A 12,381-nucleotide genomic window follows, 5' to 3' on the forward strand; every position below is an offset into this window, starting at 1 on the left:
CAGTGGTCTGCGACTGACAAGGAGTTTTGTCCAAAAGTTGAGCAGTGATTAACCGCTATTAAAGTCCATAGTGTCTGTGTAAATCAAGTATTTATGCCGTTTTATCCGATCTTGCACGCAAATCGATATAAGCAATTCGGCTAGACTGCTAAGGTTTATGACCGTTTGCAAAAAATTAAGGAAAGCCTAATGCAAAAAATTCTTATTGTTGCCCACGCGAGTCCATACGGCACAGAAAAACTGTTTAACAGCCTGCGCATTGCTTTAGCCCTCAAGGATCAAACCGAGCAAGATGTTGATCTCAAAATCTTTTTAATGTCAGATGCGGTATTTGGGGCACTCAAACAGCAGACAACGCCTGATTTAAGCTATAACTTGCAGCAAATGTTTGAGATCCTTAGTGCTCAGCAAGTCCCGATTTTACTGTGTAAAACCTGCGCTCAAGCGCGGGGAGTGAATACGGATATGCTGCTCGAAGGCGCTGAAATTGGCACCTTACAGGATCTCACCCGCTGGACTCTGGCCGCCGATAAGGTAATGCACATTTAAAGTCTTATTTTGTGCGCATCTTCATAAATTGACACTTACGTTTTGAACAAGCCAGTGCCGCTGCTTATGATGGGATTATCCGAGTAACAGACTAAGGTATTCCCATGGACTCAGCGGCCCTACTCACAGGCAAACTGCGCTACGAGCATCAAACCATTAGCGCGATGGCGAAGATCTATTGCAAAGCTAAGCACCAAGGCCAAACGGCATCCGGCCTGTGTGAAGAATGTTTAGCACTGCTAGAGTATGCAGCCGTTCGCCTCGACCGTTGTCCCTATGGGCAAGATAAGCCCACGTGCAATAAGTGCCCAGTGCATTGCTACAAGCCCGCCCAAAAGGCGCAGGTCAAAGAGATCATGATTTTCGCGGGGCCGAGAATGCTGTTACCGCATCCCATTCGTGCAATCAAACACTTACTGGCCGAGCGTCATCCCGTACCTGCGTCAGTCCCCGAAGCCGCATCTAATCGTCATCAACGCATCGCTATTTCACAGAAAAATACCTAGGAATGCTTTTTCGCCTCGAATTTCCCTGATATAACAGGTCGTCGAGGTGACAAAATGAACGAATTTAATACATTTTTTGCTCAAGCCTATTGGTGGTTATCCCTATTTGGTGGCTTACATTGCCTCGCGTTAGCTATTTATATTCGTTACTTTTATCATTCGGACAATAATCAAAAGCTATTGGCGGCTTTTCTAAGTCTCATCGCACTGTATTTTCTGACGGGAATGCTTAACCGTGATAACACGCCAATTCCTATCCACATATTATTTAATTTGCTTGCCCCGATTTATTTTTTACTCATGCCACTGCTTTACCTCTATTGCAAACGCAGTTTAGAGCAACATACTGAGCCAATTGGTTTTTCATGGCATTATTGGCCGGCGATTATCACACTACTGCTTGCAGTTATAGATATTACTTTGCGGCTCAACTTACATAAAAACGCCATTTGGTTTCAGGCTGAATTCTTTAATAATCCGCTGACGATCGATTTCAGCCACTGGAGTTTAGCAATGCCGTTGTTGCTGTTTACTCAAACAGCAGCCTATTTTGTCGCTCTTTGGCATCTACTTAAACAATATAAAGTCAGTCAACCGCCATTGAGCGATGCACCACAGGACACCTTGAAACTCATCCGTTTCCGCTGGTTATTTGGCCTAACCTTAGCGATGTTATTTAACTGGCTACTGCGTGTATTTGTGGTTGTACTGCCTTTTTATCTAGGCGACTCGCTTTCAGCCTTATCCCACGCCTTGCCCCGATTAAGCTTACTATTAAGTTTCTACTTACTTGCCGCCTATGGTCTAAAGCAGATCACTCGCACAGCGTATTTGAAAGGCCATTTATCAGTGCCTAAGCCCAAAGTTGAATCTTCATCTTCAGGAGTACTCACCCCCGAGGAGTTTGAATTTATTCAACAACTGCAGCAAGAATCGAACGATAGCAAGGAAAAATCGACCACCACGCCCAATCCACCTCAGAACTAAACCATCGCTTAGCAATCAAAACTGGCAACATGTCTTATTGAAAAACTGAATCCGAGCTGACATTAACGCAGCTTTAGGCTGTCATTTGTGACAACAAAGGGTAGTCTGATGGAACCAAGACTTAAGGAGGAACGCCATGAAATCAATTTTATCTTTTGTTGTCGCATCGACCTGCTTGATTGCCAGCTTACTGACACCAGTTGCGCAAGCAGATGATAGTTACACTGAGGCTTTAAAAAATTTTCACCAAGCCAAGGAAACCCGCAAATTTTTTGATACCGCCTATGGCTACGCCCTCTTTCCAACAGTTGGCAAAGGTGGGATTGGTATTGGCGCCGCCTACGGCAAAGGTCGGGTTTTTCAAGCGGGACAATATATGGGAGACTCCAGCCTAACCCAGCTATCTATTGGATTTCAATTAGGTGGACAAGCCTATAGTGAAATCATCTTCTTTAAAGATGCCAAATCCTACAATGAGTTCACCAGTGGCAGTTTTGAGTTTGATGCCCAAGCCTCTGCCGTTGCCATTAATATGGGCGCTAACGCCAAAGCGGGCACCACAGGCAACTCGGCAGGCGCTGGTCAAGCCGGTGGTAATCAATCTGCCACCGCAGCCTATATCAATGGCATGGCGGTCTTTACCGTTGCCAAGGGTGGACTAATGTTTGAAGCCGCACTGGCGGGACAATCTTTTACCTTCGAGCCTAGAGCTAACTAAGATTACAAGACCGCTTCCAGAAAACCTCTGAACTCGAAAAGCTCAGAGGTTTTGTTTTAATTACGCTTTAACCTACTCATGTCCCCAAGGAACTGGCGGGAAAGGCTGCGGTTGGGTTAGATCAAAATCCACTTGAAAATGACGGGCTTCCCGAGTGAGTAAATAACTGAAGGTGTTTGGCGTAACTTCTATATGCCACACATTGGTGACAGACTGGGTTAGGCCATTTTGCATAAAGTTATCAATCGATGCCTGATCGATGGGAAATGATTGCTTTTGACTGGTTCCCATACTGGCGGTATCGCCACCATACATAGTGACTTTATCTTCAGTCCCATCTTGATGGCGGTGATCGTGCTTTAGCCTTAACCCCTGTTCCGTTTTAGTGATCACCCAAGTACGGGAGTGGTCGTCTCCCACATGGAATGGGATTTTCAGCTCAGTATCGCTGCATTCGCGCACATGCATCACCAGCGCTTTATCACGAAAAGCCGCATCGGCGCTGTCCTTTGAGACGACTTTACCCGCAAACGCTTTACCGCAATGGGCGGCTAATTGATTGAAGAAAGTCTCTTGTTCTATGGCAAGTGCAGGTTTGGGAGTCGCATTGGCAAATACTGGCGTTGCCATCCATAGGCCGACAATTCCAAGACGTGCTAAGGTGATAGTTTGCATTATGTTTTCCATGGGAAATTCAATGCAAAACACGCTAACACAGGGGAATAAATTTAAACTTAATTCCCCTGTACTTGTGAAGGATTACCAACCGATGTAAAGACGAGAACGGTTACCTAAACGTTTTTTGATAAAGCGTGCCGTGATAATACTGCCCACCATTAGGAAGAGAAAAATCGCTGCCGAGAACAGAATACTCGTGATAGCAGACCCAGGCGGAAAACGGAAACGGAATATCGTTGCAGTGGTATTAAACAACATATCGAACAGCGGATGGATAAAGAAAATCGCAAAACTCATTTCGGCGATTTCGATAAGCCAAGGTAAGCGACTACGTTTTGACAACCAATCACAGAAGTTAAGCACCAACACACACAGGCTCAGTTTTTGGATAAACTGCCAGTCGATGCCGTTATATTCAAACGGTGCTTTATGATAGTTACCCACATGCTGCACTATATAACTCTGTTCAACCAAGCTCACGACAAGGAAAATTCCTGCTAGCGCACTTAAAATGGAACCATAGCGCGACACAAGATGTTCATCTTGGGAATATAAAATACCAATCAAATAGAAAGGCATAAAATAAACGACTGAATGAATAAAGTTAACGTTGCCTATGGGTCTGTGGAGCAAAATTGCCACCACACAACTCAGTACAAATAGCGTCCAACGCATTTGCTGTGAGCAGCGAATAAACCATAAAAATACTGGCGACAATAAAAACACTGCCATGATAAAAGGGATATACCAATGCGGGTACAAGATGTAACCATTTCGTACGGTATAAAAAATACTGAGCAACAACTGTTCAAGTGGCTGATGCTCCATAAAAATCCAGCGTAAACTTAAGCAGAATAAGCCAACAGCGGAAACCACTAAGAAGGGATAAAGCACATTTTGCACTTTATTCTTCATGAACTTACCGTAATCGAAATCCTTATAAAAAATCCGATGAAAAAAATAACCAGAGATAAACACGAACAACGCCGTGCCTCCCCTGAGTAAATTTTCCAGCAATAACGGAAACCCTTCCCCAGAGTTGTAAATACTATGCCCAAGCACGATAAAAATAATCGCAATGCCGCGCATGTAGGTAAATTCGAGCTGATTTTTTCTCATATTAATTCATCGCACAGTAGAGGGTTCTTCCCTCAACAACACTTGCAGAAACCCTTATTGTTCCGTGGATTTCCGGCTCATTAAACACCAGATACTGACCTTCGCGTTGGAAGGTAAACCCCAAAGGTAACAGAGTTGCGGCTTCAATGCCCTCACAATAATTTTGCAAAGGCACATCCAACAAGGGGCTACCACTGACATTTAAGTTACTAAATTGCACACTCATCCCTAAATAAGCCTGAGTCATTTCCTCTTGATAAGGCACGACATAAAACCCGGAACGAACTTCCCCCACATCCATAAAACTACTGCTATCGCTCACGCTCGGCATGACCAATAGTGGCACCTTGGGGTCCTGCACATCTCGCAACAGCTGAGCCAATTTTTGGTCAGTCGACGGATAGTAAGCCAGCATATCTTGCAGACGTTTCTTCTGTGCACTATTTTGCCCAACCGGTGGAGTAATCGGCTTAATGCGACCCAGTAGTAAATCCACAGGCAACATGCCCGACATCACTGACTCTTTCCACACATAGGCATCTTGAGTGCTGTCTAACAGTATTCCCGCAAGTGCGCCGATATTCTCAGCTTCGGCCGTCCAACCGCCAAGCATTTGCTGCTGTTGATAATAATCCTGCACATATTGCAGCAGTATCTGTTGATAACCGAGATAGGTTTGGTTTTGGCTCAGGAAGCGCGCGCCCGCAATCAACTCAACGTATTTTGCACTGCCTTCGACTAAATCACTCACATAACTGACTTTATCTTCGTTAGGCGCCGTTTGACGCCATGCCTGCAACCAGTAAGCCGCATGGCCTAAGTACAATGCTTGTTGCTCGGGCTGTTTTAAGGCTGACATGAGCGAGTTGAATAACTGAAGACGGTAATAGCGCGCATCAAAATTAAGCGGGTAGACCTCCCCTTCATAGCGGCGAGCGTCCTCTAATACACGCCACTCGGATTGAGCGTAAAAATGAAACGCCTCATGCACGCTATTGCCAGCCCAAATCACGAAAGGCAAATCGGCAGTTTTTGTCGTACTATCAAATTGAATCGTGGGAGACTCGAGCTGGATCAGCACACCAGCCACCCCTTGATACTGAGGAAAACCAAAATTAACTGATAGACCAGAGTGAAGGTTAACTGACTCTAACACACTGTTGTCTTTAATAATCTCACCACCGGGCTGACGTAACCAAACACTGCCCGCATAGCTGAATAGGTGGACTTTATCGTCGAGACGAAATCCCGGCCACAGAGTTTCACTCTGACGACTAGTTTGAGCCATAAAATCGAGGTACAGACGAGCGAGTTGTTCTGGCGAGGCCTTATCGGCGAACACGGGAGTGGCGGCAGAGACTCCTATCAACCACAGGATCACCACCATAATATTTTTCATTTATTTGCCTAAACACACACAATGGGTTCACAAAACAGCGCTAGCATATAGCGCAATTGCGTAATAGTGAAACGTTTAACAGAAAATTTTTTTACCCTCAAAAAACTAAGCCAACTCATCTTCATTAACCACTAATAAAATCATATTTTTAAGGTTTAATGCACAGAGATATCAGGATTTAGGCGTTGTCGGCTCATCACCAAACCACAACGCTAACTTAGCCGCAGCCAGTGATTTAACCTCATCATCAATATAAAGCGTTACCATAGTCAACGCCGCCGCTAACGCCCCCAAATCATCAGTAAAACCGACTAACGGCGTTAAATCGGGAATCGCATCTAAAGGCGAGATAAAATACGCCAAGGCCCCAAAAATTACCGACTTGGCCCACGTAGGTGTATTAGGCTTTTGCGCAGCATAGTAAAGCCACAAAGCACGCTCAACTACCTCACGCCCAGCCTGGCGACCAAACATTTTGATTTTGTTCCAAAAACCAGTTTCAGTAAATGCTTCCTCGGCCATAAACCCCTCCCCCCCTCTGATAAAATGTGCCATTTAAACGTAACCTGAATACTGCTATCCACATTACCTTTCCAAACTAGCAAACCCCGAGTATTACGAATAACTAATCACACTTTTGTTCAAGAATAAAGCAAACATTCAATCTCATATCACATTTTCATATTGACTGTTATTTAGCCCGATTAACCTTCTACGACACACTAATAGATAACACAAGTACAAACATCACAAATATTTATATCGATATATCTTTCAACTTTATATTTGACCCTATTCACACATTCACTCATAAAACCCAGAAAAATTAAATTTCATCATCAGAAATAAGATTATTTCAATCGCTTAAAAACAGGATGAAACTCATAAATAACAGAATTAACCAGAACATAATGCCACATTAATCTTGGCAACAAGCCTACAAAGAACTCATAGTAATAAGTAAATATTGCAAAGAGTTTACTAAACATGAAAATAGATAATCTGAATTATCTTCAGCTTAGAGTGTTACTTTCCGTCTATAAACATGGTCAAGGTAATATCGCGGCTACAGAGCTTGGTCTATCAAACTGTAACGTCACGCGTACATTAAATGCACTACGCGATATATTCATGGACTCACTATTCATTCGTAAATCACATGGATTAATTCCAACTAAAAAGTTAGAAGAGCTCATTCCGCACGCTAAGTATCTTGTTGAACAATATCAACTACTCGAACGTCAACATTCTGTTTTTACTCCTAGTGAGTCAGGCGGTCATTTTGTAATACGCGCCTACGATGAATTCGTTTATGCCGTACATAAAGTAATCGCTAATTATATTCAACCAGAAGCACCCAATCTTAGATTTGATGTTCGTAGTTTAAGTCATGACTGCAACAATGAACTTATTACAGGTGATATTGATTTTGTTGTTGTGTACGAAGGCTTCGATGATAGTCGCCTCAATAATGAAATATTTTCAGAAACCGGAGATATATACATCTTAGCCAATCATAACCACCCCATTCTTGAGGGTGAAATGTCATTGGAACAACTATCAAACTATCCACTGTTAGAGATTGATAACTATAACGATCTCAGTTGTCCGCTATTGGTTAATCTTTGTCGTGACAATGGATTACAAATGGATGTGGCGGGTTATACCGACAGTGTAGCAACCGCCATGCAAATGCTCGCTCAATCTAACAGCATCACGTTAAGTTGTAATCAATTTACTCGTCAATTTGTCGACATGATTCCCTCGGTTAATTATCGAAGATTAACAGATGAAATGATTAACGATATTAAAGAAATCCGCAGTGAACAAAGAGCAGTTGGAAATTACATTCTCTATGGAAATATAAATAACTCACCAGCATTCAACTGGGTTAAATCAAAACTCGTTTATGGATTAGAGAGAGAATGGCGATTAGCCTCAGCTAATTAAGAGATAAGTCACACGTCAATAAAGAGGTAGTTAATGGAGTTCACACTTTTTTGCATCACGGCATTTGCCGCTTATCTGGTGTTAAAAAAACCAGAAAAAGAGTCGCTCGCAGACAAATTATTATTTGGTTGCATTGGGTTAAGTTTCTTCATTTGGATAATGATGTCTTGGGGCATTTTACTTCCTATCGGCAATTACTAAAGGGCTACCATGAAAGAGCATTTATTTAACAAGCTAGCTTCATTTGCTTCTATTATTATCATGGCATTACCCGTTGGTATTGCTTGTTTTATTTTCGGATTTATTTATTTAGATAACCCTTGTGCTTTCTGCTGGCAAGAACGTACAGCCATGATCTTAGTGGCGCTAACAGCCCTCTATATCGTTCGCTTTGGCCTAAAACCTAAATATATCGCCGCGTTAGTTTGGCTTGGAATATATGGTGCCTTTATGGCCTCAGTTCATACCTCGATCAATTTAGGCAGTGATATTGGCCAAGGTTTTTCACTGAAAATCATGGGAGCTCATACCTATACTTGGGCGTTATTCGTGTTTGTCGTCGTGCTTATTGTGGTGGCATTACTCATGCTCACACTTGGCAATAAGTTCCCGAATAACGGCTACGGCAAGCAACCACTCGATACGCTTCCTAAGGTTGCCTGTGGGATATTCCTAGTCGTGATCAGTGGCAATATTGTCCAAGCCTTTACGCAAACGGGCCCCCTTCCCTTCGTAGGTCAAGATAGCCCTGGCCGAGTCTCTTTTAATCCTCAATACATGAGTTGGGAACTCGACCACTGGCCAACTTATGCACCTAATGCTCGCGGTGCTTACGCCATTGATAATCCTGATATTGAGACTTGGCAACCAACAGAACCGCTATTTGCTAAGGCTCCTAGAGCGAAATTAGTCGCTGAACAAGTACTGCCATCGGAGATAAGTGGACGTGTGACTGCCATTGACTATCAAGCTGACGCAGAGATTTATGCCCTAACGACAACAGATAATTGGGTCTATATCCTTGATAAGAAAATGCAAATTCTCAGTAAAGCGCAGATTGACGGCATGTATATGCTGCATATTGAAACGCTTCATGGGGTTGCCTTTACTTCCGCCAACAGCTTGCTGGTGATGGGCTTCAATAAAGCTTGGGCGGAATTAACGCTCGATCCGACACAAAACTGGGAAATGAACTATCGCCGCTTCAACCAAAGTAGCGATGGCATAGGTGAAACCGCTCGCGGCCAGTTCAGCACAGTACGCGCTAAAACCAGCTACAGCTTGGCATTGGGTTACAGCAGCACACTCGCACAATTTGTCACGGTTACGACCCGCGATGCACTCAACGAACACTTAGTGTTATCACGCTTTGACCGCACAGATATGACGCTCTCTGCCGAATCAAATTTGCAAGGACTCCCTGCACTACCTCAAGTAACAGGCATCAGCGTTCAAGGCGAGCAAGCTTGGGTCCTCAACAATGACGGCAGCGAGGTACTTAAGCTCAATCTGCTTACTGGCGAAGTAACACCTATGGCCAAACTGGCTGGCACGAACAATCCGCAAGGACTGTTAGTACAGGATGACAAGCTGTTGACCATCAGCCAGATCAATGGGCAAAACCAACTGCAAACCTATGTGATGTAAGTAATTTCGCCCTGGGATTCTCTCAGGGCATGCCGGTTCCCCGGCGATATAAAAGGCACAAAGCCAATAATCAAAACGAACCTAAAGTTCAAATCATGGTGGGTGATGACGATGAAAATCGATAGACGCACGTTTTTACAAGGAGCTGCAGCAAGCGCTGTGCTGTCCTCCCTGTCAGGCTTAACCCCAGGCATAGCACATGCCAAGCAACAAGGCGCCAATACAGGTCTATTGGCAAAACGAAATGGAAATGTTGTTTATCATAGTTGTTTACGCAACTGTGCAGCCCGATGTTTACTCAAGTTTAGAGTGCAAGATGGTCGCATGACCTATGTTTCCGGGGCAGAAGAACAAGCTAAAACAGGTTTAGCTCCCTGCTTGAAAGGTCAAAGCTACGTTCAGTATACCTATGCCGCCGACCGGATCCTACATCCAATGGAGCGTGTTGGTAACAAAGGCGAAGGTAAATGGCGCCGTATTAGTTGGGATGACGCCTACAGTAAAATATCTAGTCGTTTCAAACAGATCATTGCAGAGCACGGTTCAGAGGCCATTCTTCCCTATAGCTATTCTGGCAATTATGGCGCCATTGGAATGTCCGCTTCCGGTGAACGTTTCTGGAACCGTATCGGCTCCTCTATTCTTGAACGTAAAGTCTGTACCTATGCCGCCTATGATGGGCTCGAATCCTTGTATGGCACCTTCCTCGGCCCAGATCCTGAGGATATCTTACTCAGCGATGTGTACCTCACCTGGGGACATGATGAAGTTGTTTCTAACACTATTGCTATCAAACTGATTAACCAAGCCCGTGACCGCGGCACCAAGCTGTTAGCCGTCAATCCACAGCGAACCCCTTTATGTTCACAGGCAGATATTTACCTACAACCTCGCCCCAGCACAGATGTGCAACTCTGCGCGGGCATAATGAAATATCTTGTAGAGAAAGATCTTGTCGATCATAAGTTTATCGCAGAGCAAACCATTGGCTACGACGCCCTATTGCAACGCTTGAACGAGATCAGTTACGACGAAATAGAGAAGATCACAGGGGTTCCTCGGGCAAAAATGTTTGAATTTGCCAAGGTGCTAGGCGAAAACGAAAAAACCATGTTGCGTATGGGCTATGGTTTCCAACGTAACTTTAACGGTGCCCGCATGTCCCGCGCTGTGGCTATGTTGCTCGCCGTTACAGGGAACTTTGGTAAGCGTGGTAACGGGTTAATCTACGATAACGTTCATGCAGGTGGCGGACTGAATCAGTATCAAGCGAGCGGTAAATATATGCGCTCCAATCCTGATGCGCAGCGGATTAATATGACTGAGCTTGCCAAGGCGCTTCATCCTACACATCCCACCAGCCATGACAAACCGAGTAAACCGATTCACGGCATGATTATCTATAACGGTAACCCTGTCGTTGTGGCACCGGATACCAATGCCGTTATCGAAGGTATGAAACGGGAAGATCTGTTTGTGGTCGGCCATGACATGGTCATGACGGACTCACTGCAATACTGCGATATTATCCTGCCTGCGGCCAGCCAATTTGAAACCGATGATATCGTCGGTGACTACCATGGCTACTATGTGCAGGTCTGCCAGAAAGTGATTGAACCTTTGGGAGAATCCAAGTGTAACTGGACCTTCTTCCGTGAATTAGGCCAAGCCATGGGATTTGAAGACCCCGCCTTCAAAGCCAGTAATGATGACATCATTCGCGAGCTGTTAACGACCGATTCGCCTTACTATAAAGGCGTCAGTTACGAGCGGTTGATGAAGGAAAAATACATCAAGTTAGACATTCCCCAGCCTGTACTCGCCGATGGTAAATACGATACGCCAAGTGGCAAGATTGAATTTAGTTCTCAGCTCATGGCCGATGCAGGTTTTCATCCTGTACTCGATTGGGGTTTGCCCGAAGATGAGATGGAAGCCAAAGAAAAAGCACTTCCTTTCCGCCTACTCTCATCAGGTGTTCCACAGCGGGTCAATAGCTCCTTCTACAATGTAAAATACATTCGTGCCATTCCCGCCTACTACGTAAAAATCAATCCTGAAGATGCAAAAACCTACGGCATCAAAAACAACGACAGAGTTCAACTCAGTAATCACCGCGGTGAGGCCAAGTTTGTAGCCATGATAACCAGTGGCGTACCTCAAGGGACCTTGATGAGCCCTAAATGTAATTGGCTCAGACTCAATCCTAACGGCACTGAGGGTTGCACTAACTCATTGACGACAGACAGATTGACCGACATGGGTGGTTGCTCTGCCTACCATTCAACCCGCGTGTCTTTGGCTAAAGCCTGATGGAGAACCCCATGGAAAATAAACATCAACTCGGATTCGTCTTCAGACAAGAAAACTGTGTTGGCTGCCAAGCCTGCACCATTGCCTGCCAAATCCACAATGAACTCCCAGAAGACGTACGCTTTCGTAAAGTCGACAGATATGAAGTGCATCGCGATGACGGTGAGGTAGACGTATGGCTAAGCCACTCCTGTATGCACTGTGGTAATCCAGCCTGCTTAATTGCTTGCCCTGCCCAAGCTTATACCGTTCGCAGTGATGGACTCGTCGTGCTTAACCGCGACAAGTGCACAGGTTGCGGCCTGTGTGTCAGTGCCTGCCCTTACGATGCCGTCGTCATGCTTAAAACTGATGGTAAAGCCGCTAAATGCAATATGTGCATTGAACTGATCGACCAAGGTCTTAAGCCTGCGTGCGTCGATGGCTGTCCAGTAAAATGTCTCGATACCGACCGTATCAATCAGCTACTCGCTCAAAAACCTTCAGTCTCTAAGCAAGGGATTGGTTACGGTAAC

The 12,381-nt window shown here is 44.6% G+C and carries 12 protein-coding genes; 8 read left to right on the forward strand and 4 right to left on the reverse strand.

Translation table 11 applies throughout. The features are described from left to right. The first annotated feature begins 189 nt into the window (after positions 1-189). The 4 genes from SHEWPOL2_RS14140 to SHEWPOL2_RS14155 all read left to right on the forward strand — a co-directional run bounded on the left by SHEWPOL2_RS14140 (position 190) and on the right by SHEWPOL2_RS14155 (position 2,760). Complete coding sequence (locus tag SHEWPOL2_RS14140) at positions 190-549, forward strand: DsrE family protein (RefSeq protein ID WP_037413757.1); 360 nt, start codon at positions 190-192, stop codon at positions 547-549. Positions 550-653: 104 nt separating this feature from the next. Further along, a complete protein-coding gene (locus tag SHEWPOL2_RS14145; protein ID WP_037413759.1) occupies positions 654-1,055 on the forward strand; it encodes a nitrous oxide-stimulated promoter family protein in 402 nt (133 codons plus the stop codon). A gap of 54 nt (positions 1,056-1,109) precedes the next feature. After that, on the forward strand, positions 1,110-2,042 hold the full coding sequence (locus tag SHEWPOL2_RS14150) for a hypothetical protein (RefSeq protein ID WP_037413761.1): 933 nt from the start codon (positions 1,110-1,112) through the stop codon (positions 2,040-2,042). Between the two features lie 136 nt (positions 2,043-2,178). Next, entirely contained in the window at positions 2,179-2,760 is a 582-nt protein-coding gene (locus SHEWPOL2_RS14155; RefSeq protein ID WP_037429243.1) for a lipid-binding SYLF domain-containing protein, read from the forward strand. 72 nt (positions 2,761-2,832) lie between these two features. On the opposite strand, the gene SHEWPOL2_RS14160 is transcribed toward SHEWPOL2_RS14155, so the two are convergent. The 4 genes from SHEWPOL2_RS14160 to SHEWPOL2_RS14175 all read right to left on the reverse strand — a co-directional run bounded on the left by SHEWPOL2_RS14160 (position 2,833) and on the right by SHEWPOL2_RS14175 (position 6,478). Then, positions 2,833-3,390, reverse strand: coding sequence for a hypothetical protein (locus SHEWPOL2_RS14160; RefSeq protein ID WP_050991370.1), 558 nt, complete (start codon positions 3,388-3,390; stop codon positions 2,833-2,835). A gap of 129 nt (positions 3,391-3,519) precedes the next feature. Then, complete coding sequence (locus tag SHEWPOL2_RS14165) at positions 3,520-4,557, reverse strand: acyltransferase (protein ID WP_037429246.1); 1,038 nt, start codon at positions 4,555-4,557, stop codon at positions 3,520-3,522. Between the two features lies 1 nt (position 4,558). Next, positions 4,559-5,956: a hypothetical protein gene (locus tag SHEWPOL2_RS14170; protein WP_037429248.1), complete on the reverse strand. Its 1,398-nt coding sequence runs from the start codon at positions 5,954-5,956 to the stop codon at positions 4,559-4,561. Positions 5,957-6,127: 171 nt separating this feature from the next. Beyond that, positions 6,128-6,478, reverse strand: coding sequence for a YkvA family protein (locus SHEWPOL2_RS14175; protein ID WP_037429250.1), 351 nt, complete (start codon positions 6,476-6,478; stop codon positions 6,128-6,130). 465 nt (positions 6,479-6,943) lie between these two features. Here SHEWPOL2_RS14175 and SHEWPOL2_RS14180 point away from each other — a divergent pair, with 465 nt between their 5' ends. From SHEWPOL2_RS14180 to SHEWPOL2_RS14195, 4 genes are all read left to right on the forward strand, one after another. Beyond that, on the forward strand, positions 6,944-7,906 hold the full coding sequence (locus SHEWPOL2_RS14180) for a LysR family transcriptional regulator (RefSeq protein ID WP_037429252.1): 963 nt from the start codon (positions 6,944-6,946) through the stop codon (positions 7,904-7,906). 210 nt (positions 7,907-8,116) lie between these two features. Further along, the gene (locus tag SHEWPOL2_RS14185) at positions 8,117-9,553 is read left to right on the forward strand and encodes a disulfide bond formation protein B (protein WP_037429253.1); all 1,437 of its coding nucleotides are present in this window, start codon (positions 8,117-8,119) and stop codon (positions 9,551-9,553) included. 111 nt (positions 9,554-9,664) lie between these two features. Then, on the forward strand, positions 9,665-11,866 hold the full coding sequence (locus SHEWPOL2_RS14190; protein ID WP_037429254.1) for a molybdopterin-dependent oxidoreductase: 2,202 nt from the start codon (positions 9,665-9,667) through the stop codon (positions 11,864-11,866). 11 nt (positions 11,867-11,877) lie between these two features. Next, positions 11,878-12,381 (forward strand): 4Fe-4S dicluster domain-containing protein (locus SHEWPOL2_RS14195; protein WP_037429256.1); only part of this gene is annotated, 504 nt, incomplete at its 3' end.

The sequence above is a fragment of the Shewanella sp. POL2 genome, assembly GCF_000282755.1.
Classification (GTDB): Bacteria; Pseudomonadota; Gammaproteobacteria; order Enterobacterales; family Shewanellaceae; genus Shewanella; species Shewanella xiamenensis.

Bases quoted from the DNA above. Each gene is read 5' to 3' on its own strand.
- SHEWPOL2_RS14175 (WP_037429250.1), bottom strand. From the start codon at position 6,478: ATGGCCGAGGAAGCATTTACTGAAACTGGTTTTTGGAACAAAATCAAA.
- SHEWPOL2_RS14140 (WP_037413757.1), top strand. From the start codon at position 190: ATGCAAAAAATTCTTATTGTTGCCCACGCGAGTCCATACGGCACAGAA.
- SHEWPOL2_RS14180 (WP_037429252.1), top strand. From the start codon at position 6,944: ATGAAAATAGATAATCTGAATTATCTTCAGCTTAGAGTGTTACTTTCC.
- SHEWPOL2_RS14155 (WP_037429243.1), top strand. From the start codon at position 2,179: ATGAAATCAATTTTATCTTTTGTTGTCGCATCGACCTGCTTGATTGCC.
- SHEWPOL2_RS14185 (WP_037429253.1), top strand. From the start codon at position 8,117: ATGAAAGAGCATTTATTTAACAAGCTAGCTTCATTTGCTTCTATTATT.
- SHEWPOL2_RS14165 (WP_037429246.1), bottom strand. From the start codon at position 4,557: ATGAGAAAAAATCAGCTCGAATTTACCTACATGCGCGGCATTGCGATT.
- SHEWPOL2_RS14150 (WP_037413761.1), top strand. From the start codon at position 1,110: ATGAACGAATTTAATACATTTTTTGCTCAAGCCTATTGGTGGTTATCC.
- SHEWPOL2_RS14170 (WP_037429248.1), bottom strand. From the start codon at position 5,956: ATGAAAAATATTATGGTGGTGATCCTGTGGTTGATAGGAGTCTCTGCC.
- SHEWPOL2_RS14145 (WP_037413759.1), top strand. From the start codon at position 654: ATGGACTCAGCGGCCCTACTCACAGGCAAACTGCGCTACGAGCATCAA.
- SHEWPOL2_RS14190 (WP_037429254.1), top strand. From the start codon at position 9,665: ATGAAAATCGATAGACGCACGTTTTTACAAGGAGCTGCAGCAAGCGCT.
- SHEWPOL2_RS14160 (WP_050991370.1), bottom strand. From the start codon at position 3,390: ATGGCAACGCCAGTATTTGCCAATGCGACTCCCAAACCTGCACTTGCC.